This is a genomic window from Actinoplanes campanulatus (assembly GCF_014647795.1).
Taxonomy (GTDB): Bacteria; Actinomycetota; Actinomycetes; order Mycobacteriales; family Micromonosporaceae; genus Actinoplanes; species Actinoplanes campanulatus.
Genome location: NZ_BMPW01000009.1, coordinates 119,821 through 134,413 on the forward strand (window position 1 = coordinate 119,821; position 14,593 = coordinate 134,413).

At 70.2% G+C, this 14,593-nt stretch carries 12 protein-coding genes; 8 read left to right on the plus strand and 4 right to left on the minus strand.

Annotated features, from left to right (window positions below):
* Positions 1-49 precede the first annotated feature (49 nt).
* Positions 50-1,633, plus strand: coding sequence for an acyl-CoA synthetase (locus IEZ13_RS18750; protein WP_183219464.1), 1,584 nt, complete (start codon positions 50-52; stop codon positions 1,631-1,633).
* A complete protein-coding gene (locus IEZ13_RS18755; protein WP_183219466.1) occupies positions 1,623-2,708 on the plus strand; it encodes an NAD(P)H-dependent flavin oxidoreductase in 1,086 nt (361 codons plus the stop codon). Before IEZ13_RS18750 ends, IEZ13_RS18755 begins: the two co-directional genes overlap by 11 nt.
* A 313-nt stretch (positions 2,709-3,021) precedes the next feature.
* Here the strand turns inward: IEZ13_RS18755 and IEZ13_RS18760 are convergent, their stop codons facing one another.
* Complete coding sequence (locus IEZ13_RS18760; protein ID WP_183219468.1) at positions 3,022-3,585, minus strand: TIGR03086 family metal-binding protein; 564 nt, start codon at positions 3,583-3,585, stop codon at positions 3,022-3,024.
* A gap of 750 nt (positions 3,586-4,335) precedes the next feature.
* Here IEZ13_RS18760 and IEZ13_RS46605 point away from each other — a divergent pair.
* On the plus strand, positions 4,336-5,268 hold the full coding sequence (locus tag IEZ13_RS46605; protein ID WP_229794785.1) for a hypothetical protein: 933 nt from the start codon (positions 4,336-4,338) through the stop codon (positions 5,266-5,268).
* On the opposite strand, the gene IEZ13_RS18770 is transcribed toward IEZ13_RS46605, so the two are convergent.
* Positions 5,231-7,117, minus strand: a complete 1,887-nt coding sequence (locus tag IEZ13_RS18770) for an ABC transporter ATP-binding protein (protein ID WP_183219472.1) — start codon at positions 7,115-7,117, stop codon at positions 5,231-5,233. The two genes, IEZ13_RS46605 and IEZ13_RS18770, sit on opposite strands and share 38 nt — an antisense overlap.
* A gap of 128 nt (positions 7,118-7,245) precedes the next feature.
* Between IEZ13_RS18770 and IEZ13_RS18775 the strand changes: the two genes are divergently transcribed.
* Both IEZ13_RS18775 and IEZ13_RS18780 read left to right on the plus strand, forming a co-directional pair.
* On the plus strand, positions 7,246-7,926 hold the full coding sequence (locus IEZ13_RS18775) for a hypothetical protein (protein ID WP_183219474.1): 681 nt from the start codon (positions 7,246-7,248) through the stop codon (positions 7,924-7,926).
* A 193-nt stretch (positions 7,927-8,119) separates the two neighbouring features.
* A complete protein-coding gene (locus IEZ13_RS18780; RefSeq protein WP_183219475.1) occupies positions 8,120-9,433 on the plus strand; it encodes a hypothetical protein in 1,314 nt (437 codons plus the stop codon).
* A 168-nt stretch (positions 9,434-9,601) separates the two neighbouring features.
* Here the strand turns inward: IEZ13_RS18780 and IEZ13_RS18785 are convergent, their stop codons facing one another.
* Positions 9,602-10,591, minus strand: a complete 990-nt coding sequence (locus IEZ13_RS18785; protein ID WP_183219477.1) for an alcohol dehydrogenase catalytic domain-containing protein — start codon at positions 10,589-10,591, stop codon at positions 9,602-9,604.
* Positions 10,592-10,672: 81 nt separating this feature from the next.
* On the opposite strand from IEZ13_RS18785, the gene IEZ13_RS18790 reads away from it, so the two are divergent.
* The 3 genes from IEZ13_RS18790 to IEZ13_RS18800 are packed head-to-tail and all read left to right on the plus strand — an operon-like array spanning position 10,673 to position 13,699.
* A complete protein-coding gene (locus IEZ13_RS18790) occupies positions 10,673-11,803 on the plus strand; it encodes a hypothetical protein (protein ID WP_183219479.1) in 1,131 nt (376 codons plus the stop codon).
* Positions 11,804-11,807: 4 nt separating this feature from the next.
* Positions 11,808-12,575 carry an SDR family oxidoreductase gene (locus tag IEZ13_RS18795; RefSeq protein ID WP_183219481.1) on the plus strand — a complete coding sequence of 256 codons (768 nt, stop codon included), beginning with the start codon at positions 11,808-11,810 and terminating at the stop codon, positions 12,573-12,575.
* Between the two features lie 59 nt (positions 12,576-12,634).
* Entirely contained in the window at positions 12,635-13,699 is a 1,065-nt protein-coding gene (locus IEZ13_RS18800) for a sulfotransferase family protein (protein WP_183220123.1), read from the plus strand.
* An 8-nt stretch (positions 13,700-13,707) separates the two neighbouring features.
* Here the strand turns inward: IEZ13_RS18800 and IEZ13_RS18805 are convergent, their stop codons facing one another.
* On the minus strand, positions 13,708-14,571 hold the full coding sequence (locus IEZ13_RS18805) for an AraC family transcriptional regulator (protein ID WP_183219483.1): 864 nt from the start codon (positions 14,569-14,571) through the stop codon (positions 13,708-13,710).
* Between the last annotated feature and the right edge of the window lie 22 nt (positions 14,572-14,593).

A 14,593-nucleotide genomic window follows, 5' to 3' on the forward strand; every position in this document is an offset into this window, starting at 1 on the left:
CAGTGCCAAACTCTTGCTCGGGAACGATAACAGGTTCTACTTTGCGTTGATGGCGGCCAATATTGCGGACCTGTTCGAGCACGCGGTCGACGCCTTCTCCGATCGCGTCGCGGTGGCCTGCGGCGAGCGTGAGATCACCTACGCGGAGCTGGAGGAGAGCGCCAACCGTTTGGCCCATTTCCTGCGAAGTAGAGGAGTGGGCAAGGGCGCCCACGTCGGGCTGTACGCGGGCAACTCGATCGAGGCCGTGGTGGCCATGATCGCCGTGTACAAGCTGCGCGCCGTGGTTGTCAACGTCAACTACCGATATGTGGAGAACGAGTTACAGTACCTGTTCGAGGACGCCTCCCTGACCGCGCTGATCCACGACCGCGGATTCTCGGCGAAGGTCCGGGCCGTGGGCGGCGGCCTGCACACCACGGTCGCCCTGCCGGACGGGACCGACGCCGACATCCCGGGCGTCTCCTATGCGGACGCCGTCGCCGCCGGCAAACCCGACCGTGACTTCGAGCCCCGTGAGGGCGACGACATCTACCTGCTCTACACCGGCGGCACCACCGGCTACCCGAAGGGCGTCATCTGGCGGCACGAGGACGTGTGGCGGGTTCTCGGCGGTGGCATCGATTTCATGTCCGGCATCCCGCTCGAGGACGAGTGGGCCCAGTCCCGGCGCGGCGCCGAGATGCCGCCGATGGTCCGGTTCTGCCTGGCCCCGCTGATCCACGGCAACGCCCAGTGGGCCGCCCTCGCGGCGCTCTTCGGCGGCGACACCGTGGTGTTCCTGCCCCACTTCGACCCGGACGAGGTGTGGCGGGTGATCGAACGCCGCCAGGTCAACGTGGTGGTCCTGATCGGCGACGCGATGGCCCGGCCGATCATCGAGGCGTACCTGGCCGGCAACTACGACGGATCCTCGCTGGTGGCGATCTCGTCCAGTGCCGCCCTGTTCTCGCCGTCGGTGAAGCGGCAGTACCTGGAGGCGCTGCCGAACGTCATGGTCACCGACGCGATCGGCTCGTCGGAGACCGGGTTCGCCGGCATCGGCATCGTCGCCGACGTCCAGGGCGGCGCCGTCGACGGGCCGCGGGTCATGCCCGGCCCGGACACCATCGTCATCGACGAGCACGGCGCCAAGGCCCCACCCGGCGTCGTCGGCCGGCTGGCCCGCGGCGGGCACGTGCCGCTCGGCTACTACAAGGACCCGGAGAAGACCGCCACGCTGCTCACCGAGGTGGACGGGGTCCGCTACGCGATACCCGGCGACCTGGCCCGGATCGAGGAGGACGGCACCCTCACCCTGCTCGGCCGCGGCAACACGTGCGTCAACACCGGTGGCGAGAAGGTCTTCCCCGAAGAGGTCGAGGGCGCCCTGAAAGCCCATCCGGACGTGTTCGACGCCCTGGTCATCGGTACGCCGGACGACCTGCTCGGCCAGAAAGTGGTGGCCCTCGTCCAGGTGCGCCCCGGCGCGGACCTCGACCTGGACGACCTCGACGTCCACGTGCGCCATCGCATCGCCGGCTACAAGGTGCCGCGCCGGATCTGGGTGGTCGACGGGATCCAGCGCACCATCAGCGGCAAGGCCGACTACCGGTGGGCGCACACCTACGCGAGGGAGCACCATGCGGACTGACCTCTGCGACCTGCTCGGCGTCGACCATCCGATCGTCGGGTTCAGCCCGTCCGAGCACGTCGTCGCGGCCATCAGCCGGGCCGGCGGGTTCGGCGTGCTCGGCTGCGTCCGGTTCAACGACGCCGCCGAACTGGACACCGTCCTCACCTGGCTGGACCGGGCGACCGAGGGCCGCCCCTACGGCGTCGACGTGGTGATGCCCGGCAAGGTGCCCACCGAGGGGCTGCCCGCCGACCTCGGAGAACTGATCCCTCCCGGACACCGCGACTTCGTCGAACGGACTCTGCAACGCCTCGGCGTGCCCCCGCTCGGTGCCGCCTCGGACCGGCCCGGCGTCCTCGGCTGGCTGCACTCGGTCGCTCGCAGTCACGTCGAGGTGGCCCTCCAGCACCCGGTCCGGTTGATCGCCAACGCTCTCGGCCCGCCGCCGCCGGACGTGATCGCCCAGGCCCACGACCGCGGCCTGCTGGTCGCCGCGCTCGCCGGCCGGGCCGACCACGCCCGCGGCCACGTGGCGGCCGGGGTCGACATCGTGGTCGCCCAGGGCTACGAGGCCGGCGGCCACACCGGGGAGATCGCCAGCATGGTGCTGGTCCCGGAGGTCGTCGACGCGGTCGGCGTACCGGTCCTGGCGGCCGGCGGCATCGGCAGCGGGCGCCAGATCGCCGCCGCCCTCGCCCTCGGCGCCCGCGGCGTGTGGATGGGCTCGGTCTGGCTCGGCTCCAGCGAATACCGCAGCGGCCCAGCGCTGCGCGAAGCCCTCCTCCAGGCCGGCTCCAGCGACACCGTGCGTAGCCGCATCTACTCCGGCAAACCGGCCCGCCTGCTGCGTAACCGCTGGACCGAGGCGTGGTCCGAATCGGACGCGCCCGCGCCACTCCCGATGCCGTTGCAGAACCTGCTCGTGTCCGGCGCCCACGACCGCCTGATGGCCTCCGGCGACCCGACCGTCGTCCCGATGCCGGTCGGCCAGATCGTCGGCCGGATGAACGAGGTCCGCCCGGTATCCGCCATCCTCACCGACCTGGTCACCGAAGCCGACGAAACCCTCTCCCAAATTCACAAACTTCTCTGATCGTACGAGGCGGTCCGCCCCCGCCGAATCGTGACAGCCCCGCGGCTCCCGCGAGCCTGGCCGGGCGGTTGTAGCCGCCGCACGGCTTGACCCGGGCGGCTGGCGCCGCACGGGCCACCAGGGTCCTGCCTGGCCGGGCGGTTGTAGCCGCCGCACGGCTTGACCCGGGCGGCTGGCGCCGCACGGGCCACCAGGGTCCTGCCTGGCCGGGCGGCTTTAGCCGCCGCACGGCCGCCGGCGCCGTGCGGGCCACCGGATTCGGGTGGATGTCAGGGCTGTGCCGGGGGTTGAGACAGCCAGGGCGGGCGGTGGGTCAGGCCGGGTTGCGGCCGATGAAGCCGATCAGGCGGGTCACCGGGTCGGCTTCGGCGGGGACGGGGACCTTCGGGCCGTACTGGCCGGAAGCCCGGAGCATCTCGTCCATCGGTTCCATGCCGGACAGCAGGAGAGTGGCGTAAACCGGGTCCAGGGACTCGTCCTGGCCGGTGGCGCGGGCCAGGTCCCAGGTGTGCATGAAGACGTCGGTCGTGTAGAAGCGGTCGATCGCCTGATCCAGGGGAAGCTCGCCGAGGTGCGGGTTGGTCAGGATGCGGTCGGCGGTCTTCGGGTCGTCCAGGACGGCCTGGACCGCGGTGTGGTGCGCCTGCCAGGCGGCGACCGGGTCCGCGTCCACCGACGGGACCGGCGGCAGGGTGACCTCCGAGCCGGACGCCAGGAAGCCGGGGAGCCACTCGACCAGATGGCGGACCACGTCACGGGCGGTCCAGCCGGCGACCGGGGCCGAGGCGTCCCAGTCCTGCGCGCCGGTCACGCGGGCGGTGAAGCCGGCGGCGATCTCGCGGTGCCGTTCGGCGGGCGACAGTTCGGCGAGTGTCATCCTGGGCGTCCTCTCTCGATCTGGCTGCGTGGGTTCAGGATCGGCTCGTGCGTCTGCGATCCGGCTGGGTGGTTGTTTCGATCGGGCTCGTGGGTTCGTGCTCTGGCCGCGTGTTTCGATCGGGCTCGTGAGTTCGTGCTCTGGCCGCGTGTTTCGATCCGGCTCGTGGGTTCGTGCTCGGACTGTCGTTTCAACCTAGCAGTTGAAACGTCCTCGTGGGGGTGAGGCGGGCCCGGCAGATCCGCCCGGCGGTCGGGGCTTGGCCTGGGTGGGTGGGTGGGTGCACACGATGGCGGTGTCGTGGTCGCCCACGCGGCCGATGGTCGCGGGGACCGCACACATGGCGGCTTGTGTGTGCGGCTGCCGCGACGGGTGGCTTTCGTGTGTGGTCGCGGCTTGGCCTGGGTGGGTGGGTGCACACGATGGCGGTGTCGTGATCGCCCACGCGGCCGATGGTCGCGGGAGCCGCACGCACGGCGGCTTGCGTGTGCGGCTACGGCGATCAGCGCTTCCGTGTGCGGCTGCCGCGATCGGCGGCTTTTCGTGTGCGGCTGCCGCGCGATCGAGCGCGCGATCGGCGGCTTTCGTATGTGGCTACCGCGACCGGGGCTTCGGCTGGGAGCGGGCACCGGATCGCGCGGCCTCCGCCGGTGGGGTGAGTTTTCGGCCGCGATGGGCGGAAATGCCGCTGATGCCGGTGGCACGGCGGATGATGAGAAGCGGTAACCGTCGTCGCTCGTTGGAGCTGACATGCAGACCATTCGGAGATCGTTCGCCCTGTTCGCGGCCGTTGTGTGCGTGACCACTCTGTCGGGTGCGCCGGCATCGGCCCGGCCCGCCGGGTTCGGGGAAGGCGCTCCGGTCGAAGCCCCACCGGTCCTGGTCGCCGTGCAGCGGCCGGCGGACGATGGGCCCGCCGACATTCCCGACTGGATGACCCGTGAAGCGCGATGGCGGCAGGCCGCCCGCATCCGCGCCCAGTCCGGCCCGGCCGGCCAGGGCAGCGCGACCGGCCCCGTGGCCGGCGGCACTGCCGGCCACGGGTCTGTGCCCGATCCCGACGGTGGTCGCGGGTCTGTGCCCGATCCCGACGGCGGCCGCGGGTCTGCGCCTGCTCCCGGTGGCGGTCACGGGTCTGTGCCCGGCGGTGGCCACGGGCCCGGAGGCGTGGCGGGCCCGATTCCGGACGGGGCCATGCTCGGGCCCGACGACCTCGGCGGTGTCGCCCCACTCGAGGTGGACCGAGACAGCTGGGTCCGGCTTCGCCCACCCCAGCCGTGCGAGGGCGACTATCCCGAGGCCAAAGCCGAGCGCGCCGTCACCGCGGTGATCGACGCCGACCGGGCGCCGAACGCCGTGATGGAGTACGTCGGCGTCTACCGTCCCGGCGAGGCCCGCCGCTACCTGCGTGAACTCCGTTCCGTCCTCAAGGTCTGCGAGGGTACCGCCTGGCGGATCGAGGCCACCGGTGTCGCCGGCCCGGACTCGTTGCTGCTGCGGTACAGCGACACCTTCGAGCACGTCGACCAGTGGATCACCCACCACACCTACCTCGTGGTCGCCCGCAAAGGCCGGGCCGTGGTGCTGGTCGCCGACGCCGGCTGGGAGACCGACAGCGGCGACCCGGCACTGGCCCGCAAGCTGATCACCCCCGCGCTACGGCGGGCGGCTGCCCTTCGCTGAACTGGGTCCGGTACAGCTGCTCGTATCGCCCACCGGCGGCGAGCAGCTCCGGATGGGTGCCCCGCTCGACGACCCGGCCGTCCTCGACGACCAGGATCTGGTCGGCCGCCCGGACCGTGGACAGCCGGTGGGCGATCACCACCGCCGTGCGCCCGGACAGCGCCTCGCCGAGCGCCGCCTGCACCGCCGCCTCGGATGTCGAGTCCAGATGGGCGGTCGCCTCGTCGAGCACCACCACCCGTGGCCGGGCCAGCAGCAGCCGTGCGATGGTCAGCCGCTGCCGCTCCCCACCGGAGAGCCGGTAGCCGCGCTCGCCGATGACCGTGTCCAGCCCGTCCGGCAGCGACGCGATCAGGTCGGCGATGTGGGCGCGGCGCAACACGTCCCACAGGTCCTCCTCGGTGGCCGACGGCCGGGCCAGCATCAGGTTGGCCCGCACCGACTCGTGGAACAGGTGACCGTCCTGCGTGACCATGCCGAGCGCCTGCCGCAGCGAGGTGGCGCTCAGGTCACGCACGTCGACCCCGCCGAGCCGGACCGCACCGGAACCGGCGTCGTACAGCCGTGGCAGCAGGCTCGCCATCGTCGACTTGCCGGCCCCGGACGACCCGACCAGCGCCACCATCTGCCCCGGCTCGGCCCGGAACGAGATGCCGTGCAGCACCTCCTCGCCGCCGCGGGTGTCCAGCGTCGCCACCTCCTCCAGCGAGGCCAGCGACACCTTGTCGGCCGACGGGTACGCGAACCGCACGTCGTCGAACTCCACCGCCACCGGCCCGTCCGGCACCGGGCGGGCGTCCGGCTTCTCCTCGATCAGCGGTTTCAGGTCGAGCACCTCGAAGACCCGCTCGAAGCTGACCAGCGCGCTCATCACCTCGACCCGGGCGCTGGCCAGTGAGGTGAGAGGCGCATACATCCTCGTGAGCAGGATGGCCAGCGCCACCACGGCGCCCGGGTCGAGGGAGCCGCGCAGCGCATAGAAGCCGCCCAGCCCGTAGACCAGCGCGATCGCCACCGCCGACACCGAGGTGAGCGCGGTCAGGAACGTCCACTGGGCCATCGCCGTGCGCACGCCGATGTCCCGCACCCGGCGGGCCCGCGCCGCGAACTCGGCCGACTCGGCCGACGGGTTGCCGTAAAGCTTGACCAGCGTCGCCCCGGGCGCCGAGAAGCGCTCGGTCATCTGCGTGTTCATCGCCGCGTTGTGCTCGGCGGCCTCCCGCTCCAGGCCGGCCAGCCGCCCGCCGACCCGCCGGGCCGGCAGCACGAACACCGGCAGCAGCAGCAACGACAGCAGGGTGATCTGCCAGGACAGCCCGATCATGACGACCAGCGTGAGCGCCAGCCCCACCAGGTTGCCGACCACACCGGACAGCGTCTCGCTGAACGCGTGCTGTGCCCCGATCACGTCGTTGTTGAGCCGGCTGACCAGCGCCCCCGTCCGGGTGCGGGTGAAGAACGCCACCGGCATCCGCTGCACGTGGTCGAACACCAGGGTCCGCAGATCGAGGATCAGCCCCTCGCCGATCCGCGCCGAGAACCACCGCTGTACCAGACCGAGGCCCGCCTCCAGCAGCGCGATCACCGCGATCGCCACCGCCAGGGCGAGGACCAGGCGGTACTCCCGGCCCTCCACGATGGCGTCGACCACCTGCCCGGCGAGCACCGGGACGGCCACCGCGAGGATCGCCGTCACCACGCTGAGCAGCAGGAATCCGGCGAGTTTACGCCGGTGTGGCCGGGCCAGGGCCAGGATGCGCCGTAACGTGGCGCGGGAGAACGGGCGCTTGTCCTCCCGCTGGTTCATCTGGTGATACATCGCATTCCAGGCCGCGAAATCCATGCTCATGATGCGAACCTCCCACCTGACCTGAGGTTGAGGTCAACCCGGTTTCCGTCGATGATGCGCCGGGGGTACGACAAGATTGGGGTCGGCTTCACCGTTGTCCGTGTACCTCGAAACTCGGAGTGGTCCCCATGCGGCAGGTCGACCCGGTGGCGCGGCGGCAGAGCGAACTGAGGCTGCGGGTCGGTGAGCATCTGGACGCGGGTGAAATGCTCCACGCCGCGCTGTGGGTCGCCCGGGAGTCCGGTCTGTCGACGATCGCCCGGATCACCCGGTGGGAAGGCGCGCTGGAGGGGCGGCTCGGTTTCGGCGGCGCCGGTCCCACGGCGAGCCCACCCCGCGCGCTGGAGGGGACGGCCGCCGAGATGGACCGGCACCTGCCGGACCCGGCCGCCCCGGCGGCGCTCGCCCTGACCGACGCCCACCTGCTGCTGTTCGCCGCGGACGCGGAGCCGCCGGATGCACGCCCGCCGGATGCCCGCCTGCCGGATGCCCGCCTGCCGGATGCCCGCCTGCCGGATGCCCGCCCGCCGGGGCTGCGCGACCGCCTGCGGCTGGCCGGCCGCCGGATGCTGGGCCGGGCCGAGCCGCCGCCGCTGCCCCGGCTGGAGCTGCTCTGGCAGTGCCCGCGGACCGCCCTGGCCTCGGTCGGTGTCAGCGACCCGGAGGGCGCGCTCGCGCTGGGCTTCGTGGACGGGTCGAGCCTCTCGGTGGTCGCGCCGGCGATGCTGGCGGTGCCGTTCGCGGAGGCGGCGCGTCGCTCACGCGACGACCGGAAGGGCGGCATCGACGAACGGTACGACCTGCCGTGAGCAGACCCCCGGGCCCAGGTCACCGCCAGGTGTGGAGCGATACCTCGCGTGGTACCGCCGAAATGGCTTGATAAGTCAAGCGGCGTAACCGTTGCGCTGGCTGCTTGTTATGGAGAGGATTCGTATATCCGCTGGATTTGGTGAAGGAGAGGCCCAGCTGCGGGGCGGCGGCGTTCGTCTGAAGGAGACCCGGGTGGCGTCTGACAATCAGCAACCTGATTCTGGCCGATGGCAACGCAGGCGGCGTGCGGGGCGGAAGTTGCACGACAAATTCGAAGGCGCCCATGAGGCTGTCGACCTCATAGAGGCAGCCAATTATGCGGGCGACGCCTTGAGGTTCGAGGCTGCCGTGAGCGCGGCGGAAGTAAGCTATCGCGGGTTCTTTGCCACACAGGACCTGGCGAGGAGTGATCAGGAAGCACGGCGATTCCTGACCGAGGCCGGGCGTAAGCTGATTTCGGCACTGGAAAATCTCATTGCCAACGAGGTTCTCTGGAGCAGGTTCGCCTTGAGTGAATACCAAACTGGCGAAATGGTAATGGATCTTACCGATCGGATCGCACTAGAAGAACTCTTGTCGCATCAGATACCAGAACTGCTGGCGGTGTTGGGGTATCGACCACCGCCGTCATCTGAGCGATGGGTCGAGTGGGTGCAAGGCTCTTTAGAGGCCGCAATGACGAAGGAAGGGGATTTCGGCCGCGCGACTGCCCAGGCGAAGATGAACCTCATCGCGTTCCGGATGAGGCTCGCTCGTACGATCGATGACACCGAAATTTCGATCGAAGAGAATGGAAGTGTCGAGAATCGCTCGATTTGCCGGCGTCTTCTTGCGGCCAGCATAGCTGCCCTGCGAGCGCAAGTGCTTCCCGCAGCCTTCGGCGCAGCCATCGCTGGGGCTCTGTTTGCTGAGCGTGCCAACGGGTTGGTCAGTGGCGTATTGGCGGCATTCGGGATGGAGGGTACCAAGGAGTTCGTCAAGACGACGGTCGAGGCGGCATCGGTGACTGGCTTGGCGCGGCAATCTCCAGATTCGGTGCCGGGAGACAGGTTCTCTCCCGTTCTCGACAATTGGCATGGACTTTGCTATGGACTCGCCCTCCTCTCGGCCGCGGCGCATCCGGGTAGGAATCTAAATTCGAACAAAAAGGATCAGGCGATATTTATTGCCCGTAGGTCGGCTTTCGGAATCATGCAAGCGAGCGATGTATTCGATTCCTTCGGGTCGAAGATTGTAATAAGAATTGCCATGGATATTGTCGCGGACATTCATGGGAATAGTTTCAATGTGGCAGGGGTGAATCGGTGCGTCGAAAAGCTGGATGTGGTCCTTCGGCAACTTGGCGTACCACTGACGTCGGGACTGGATGGTCCTACGATGGGCGGACCTGACGGTCTGACCGAACCAGGACCTGGCGGTCTGACCAAACCGGGACCTGATGGTCCCGCCGAGGAAGGGCCCGGAGGCCGTACGACGCGTGGGCGCCCTGGACCTCCCCTGTTTTGACGAAACGACATCGACATCTCGGTTCTATCTGGACTGCTCGGGATGCCGGTAGTGCAGTTGCCGGGTTCCGTTGGAGGTGTGGGCTGAGGTAACCCAGGTTGGAGTGCCGACGGCGGATGCTTGGATGCCAGCCCTCGATGTATTCGAATATGGAATCCCCGGCGGCGTTCATCCGAATTGTTCAAGGACGATGACGGCGCGTCCGGTGAGGGCGCCGGCGGCCAGTTTCGTGTAGGCCTCGTCGATCTCGGCGAATGCGAATTCCTCCACCTGATTGCGGATCAGGCCGGCCCCGGCGAGGGCGATCACCTCCTGCGCGTCGGCGATCGTCGAGCCCTGGAAGGTGAACACCTCGCCGTCGCGGGGCAGCGACGAGAACCACGGGCCGGTGAGCCGGCCGCCCGCCGAGCCGATCAGGCCGAAGGCGCCGCCGGTCCGCACCGCGGCGATCCCTGCGGTGATCGTCTCGTCGGTGCCGACGAAGTCCAGCACGACGTCAATATCCGATAAATCGGACAAATCGGAAAGGGTGTTGTGGGCGCCGATCTCCAGAGCAAACGAACGGCGCGCCGGAGACGGGTCCACCGCCACCACCGAAGCCGCCGTGAGCACCCGCAGGAACTGCACCGCGAAAGCCCCCAGCCCACCCGCGCCCACCACCACCGCCGTGCCGCCCGGCCCGATCCGGGGCAGCGCCCGCCGCACCGCGTGATAGGCCGTCGCCCCGGCGTCGGTGAGCGGCCCGGCGTGCCGCGGATCCAGCGACCCCAACGGCAGCAGCGCTCGCGGATCGTCGACCAGCACGTACTCGGCCAGTCCGCCGTCCCGGCCGTAGCCGCGCCCGGCCAGCCCGTACGGGCACCCGCTCTCCTGCCCGCGCACGCAGTGACGGCACGCTCCGCACGACGACGGCGACACGAGCGCCACCGGCTCCCCGGTGTCCACCCGCCATCCGGCCGTCTCGTGCCCGAGCGTGAACGGCATCCGCCAGCCCAGCGCCTCGCCCGCGGCCGCCGGGATCCGCCGCATGGTGAGGTCGGAGCGGCACAGTCCGCACCCGGCGACCCGGACCAGCACCTCGCCGGGCCGGGGTGAGGGGTCCGGCACGCTGACGGCCCGGCCAGGGGCGCCCCACTCGGTCATCCGGTACGCGCGCATGCCGTCCAGACTGGAGTGTCCGAGAGTGTGGAGTCAATCGGTGATTGACCAAAAACTAGAACGAGTTCTATCGTCGATCCTGTGCTAACCACACCGTTCGCGGAAGCGATCCAGGAGGCCGAGAGGGTCATCACCACGGCCCCGCACGTCCGTGACGAGCAGGATCTCGTCGAGGGCTACGACTACCTGGCCGGCAGCATCCGCGCCTCGGTGCAGATGGCCTGGGCCTACCAGCGCGACTTCCCCTACTTCGTCCGTTCCACCGGGCCGTACACGAAGATGGGCCTGGACAACCCGGACACCCTCTACTTCCACGCCTGGCTGCGCGACGACGCCGAGTACTTGGTCACCGGGCAGCGCGGCAGCACCGTCGACCTGAGCTTCCAGATCCTCGACGGAGCCTACTCACCGATCACCGTGCCGGGCAGCACCGCCGCCTTCGACGACCGGGAGATCCGCACCGAACCGGACGGTTCCTTCCGGCTGTTCTTCGGCCCCGGCCTGCCCGGCGCCGGGATGCTGGTGGTCCGCGAGGTCTTCAGCGACTGGGCAGGAGAGCGGCCCGGGATGCTGCGCATCCAGCGTGCCGACCGGATCGGTGCGGCCCCACCACCGCCCACGCTGGATGCGCTCACCAAGCGGTACGGCGTGGCCGGCAAGATCCTGATCAGCCGCCTGCGCACCTTCCTCGCGTTCGCCGAGCGGTTCTACCTGAACCTGCCGGTCAACACGCTCACCCCGCCCCGCTCCACACCCGGCGGCCTGACCACCCAGTTCTCCTCGGCCGGCCACTACGAGCTGGACGACGACCAGGCCATGGTGATCACCGTCCCGGCCAGCGACGCCCCCTACCAGGGCATTCAGCTCGGCAGCATGTGGTACGTCTCGCTCGACTACGTCAACCACCAGACCAGCCTCACCCGCGACCAGGCCAGAATCGACCCGGACGGCATGATCCGGTACGTGGTGAGCGAACGGAACCCGGGCGTCGCCAACTGGCTGGAACGTCTCGGCCACCGCCGTGGCTACGTGCAACTGCGCTGGCAGCGGCTGTCCCGCGAGCTCACCGGCGAGGACGGGCCCCGGGTCGACATCATGGCCGTCGACGACCTGCCCAAACAGTTGCCGCACTACCGGCCGGTCGGCCCCGAGGCGTGGCGGGAACGGATCGCCGCCCGGCAGGCCGCCACCGCGGCCCGGATGCTGGGCTGAGCCGATGCTCCTCGACGGCCGGGTGGTGCTGGTCGCCGGCGTCGGTCCCGGCCTCGGCCAGGCGGTCGCCCTCCGGGCCGCTCAGCAGGGCGCCGACGTCGTGCTCGCGGCCCGCACCGAGACGACGCTGAACGAGCTGGCCGCCAAGATCGGCGGCCGCGCCCTGGCCGTGCCCACCGACCTCACCGACGACGCGGCTGTCCAGAACCTGGTCGACCGGGCGATCGCGGAATTCGGCCGGATCGACACTCTGGTGCACAACGCCTTCGTGATGCCGCCGATGCGCAGTCTCCGCAAAGTCGATCTGGACGAGACCGGGCAGAGCTTCGAGATCAACGTCCTGGCCGCGATCCGGACGATTCGCCTGGTCGCGCCCGCGTTGATCGAGACGCGTGGCTCCATCGTGGTCGTGAATTCGGCGGTGCTCCGCCATTCGCGGCGCCCGTTCGGGCCCTACCGGCTCACCAAGGCGGCCCTGCTCGCGGCGGCGCAGAACCTGGCCAGCGAACTCGGCCCCCACGGCGTACGGGTCAACTCGGTCGCCCCCGGCTGGATCTGGGCGGACACGCTGCGCGCCTGGTTCGAGTTCCAGGCCGCCCAGCGCGGCGTGCCGGCCCGGCAGATCTACGACGAGGTCGCGGCCGGCACCGACCTGCGGCGCCTGCCGGAACCCGACGAGGTCGCCGACGCGATCCTGTTCCTCGCCTCCGATCTGGCCCGCGGCATCACCGGAGCGTGCCTCGACGTCAACTGCGGGGAGTTCCACTGGTGACTACCACCGCGCGCACCGACGTCGGCACGGTCGACGACCTGCACGCCTCGGCGACCAGAATGACCGGGCTCGACGACTTCGGGGCCGGCGACGATCACCGGTCCGCGTTGTCGGCGCTGCTCACCGCGTACGCCGAAGAAGCGGGCCTGACCCCCGCCGGCAGCAAGCGGACCCGCGGCCTGTTGCGCGCCTCGCTCGTCTCCCGCCTGCTGGCGGAAGCCGCGTGGCGGCGATTTCCGGAACATGCCGGCGTGACGCTGCCGAACCCGGTCTTCGTCACCGGACTGCCGCGCACCGGCACCACCGCGCTGCACCGGATGCTCGCCGCCGACCCCGCCCACCAGGGCCCGGAGCTGTGGCTCACCGAGGTCCCGCAGCCGCGCCCGCCCCGCGAGACCTGGCCGGACGACCCGATTTTCGTCACCCTGCGTGAGGCCTACCGGAGCGCCGGGCTGGACGGCGTGCACCACATGGGTCCCGAGCAGGTGGAGGAGTGCTGGCGGCTGCTCTGCCAGTCGATGACGTCGGTGTCGTTCGAGTGCACCGCCCACATCCCGTCCTACTCGCGGTGGCTGTCCGAAATCGACTGGACGCCCGCCTATCGCCGGCACCGCCGCAACCTCCAGTTGATCGGCCTCAACGACCCCGGCCGGCGCTGGGTGCTGAAGAACCCCAGCCACCTGTTCGCGCTGGACGCCCTGCTCAGCGTCTATCCGGACGCCACGATCATCCAGACCCACCGGGATCCGCGAACCGCGATCGCCTCGGTGTGCAGCCTCAACACCCGCGCCTCGGCCGGCTGGTCCACGGTCTTCGAAGGCGCGGTGGCCGGAAGAGCACAGCTCGAACTCTGGTCGCGCGGACTGCGCCGATTCCGCGCCGAGCGGGCCCGGCACGATCCCGGGCGCTTCATCGACGTGCGCTACGAGGACTTCGTCGCGTCCCCGCAGCGCACCGTCGAGTCGATCTACGATCGCCTGGGGGTACGGCTCACCGGTCCGGCGCGCGCCGCGATGGCCTCCTTCCAGGAGCAGACCATGCGGGGTACGGCCAAGCCCGCGCACACCTACCAGTTGTCCGACTTCGGCCTGACCCCCGGCGACGTCGACCGTGCGTTCGCCTAGGCTTTCGTCTAGGCGGGCTCCACCGGCATCCACAGTTCACAGGTGGCGGTGCTGAAATCGGGCGCCCGCTCCAGAACGGCCACAATCGACGGTCCCGGCCGCAGCCGCCACGGGTTCGACGGGAACCACTCGGTGGCGGTCGCCGCCCACGCCGTCTGCAACGCCGCCGGGTAGGGCCCCGACGTGCGGAACACCGCCCAGCGGCCGGCCGGCACCTCGATGGCGTCCAGGTCGTCCGGCGGCGCGGTGCCCGCGGCGATCGCGGCCCCGTGCAGGTAGGTCAGCTCGGTGCCCTCCGCGGCGTCCGGGCTGACGTCGTCGGTGACCTGCAGCAGCCCGGCCGGCTCGGTGTCGCTGAGATCCTTGAGCCGCTGGTGCGCCTCGGGTGGCAGCCCGGCGATGTGCTGCTGGATGTGCGGGTTGACGCCGGAGTAGATGAGTGGGACGCGGGCGGCGTGGCCGACCAGACGGAACGCGGGGCGGTCGACGATACGGGTGTCCATGGGGGTGCTCCCTTCGACGGTCAGGCGGAACCTGAGCTGCGGTTGTGTGCGGAGAGGACCACCGTCACGGCGTACGTCACCGGGGCCGGCGCCGTGCACCGCCCGGAACGCCCGGCCGAACGCCTCGGTCGAGCCGTAGCCGTACCGGACCGCGATGCCCAGCAGATCCTCCTCGCCACGGATCACGTCGGCGGCCGCCACGGTCATCCGGCGCCGGCGTACGTACTCCGACAGCGGCATCCCGGCCAGCGACGAGAACATCCGGCGCAGGTGGTACTCGGTGGTGCCGAGCATCTTCGCCACGACGGCGACGTCCAGGTCACCGGGTTCCTCCACCAGTTCGGTGAGACGGTTCAGCGCTGCGATCACGAGGTCCTCCTTCCGCCCTCAA

What these genes read in the sequence shown, in the direction of transcription:
- IEZ13_RS18750 (WP_183219464.1), top strand. Translation starts at nt 50, where the DNA reads ATGGCGGCCAATATTGCGGACCTGTTCGAGCACGCGGTCGACGCCTTC.
- IEZ13_RS18760 (WP_183219468.1), bottom strand. Translation starts at nt 3,585, where the DNA reads ATGACACTCGCCGAACTGTCGCCCGCCGAACGGCACCGCGAGATCGCC.
- IEZ13_RS18785 (WP_183219477.1), bottom strand. Translation starts at nt 10,591, where the DNA reads ATGCGCGCGTACCGGATGACCGAGTGGGGCGCCCCTGGCCGGGCCGTC.
- IEZ13_RS18800 (WP_183220123.1), top strand. Translation starts at nt 12,635, where the DNA reads ATGACCGGGCTCGACGACTTCGGGGCCGGCGACGATCACCGGTCCGCG.
- IEZ13_RS18795 (WP_183219481.1), top strand. Translation starts at nt 11,808, where the DNA reads ATGCTCCTCGACGGCCGGGTGGTGCTGGTCGCCGGCGTCGGTCCCGGC.
- IEZ13_RS18755 (WP_183219466.1), top strand. Translation starts at nt 1,623, where the DNA reads ATGCGGACTGACCTCTGCGACCTGCTCGGCGTCGACCATCCGATCGTC.
- IEZ13_RS18775 (WP_183219474.1), top strand. Translation starts at nt 7,246, where the DNA reads ATGCGGCAGGTCGACCCGGTGGCGCGGCGGCAGAGCGAACTGAGGCTG.
- IEZ13_RS18770 (WP_183219472.1), bottom strand. Translation starts at nt 7,117, where the DNA reads ATGAGCATGGATTTCGCGGCCTGGAATGCGATGTATCACCAGATGAAC.
- IEZ13_RS46605 (WP_229794785.1), top strand. Translation starts at nt 4,336, where the DNA reads ATGCAGACCATTCGGAGATCGTTCGCCCTGTTCGCGGCCGTTGTGTGC.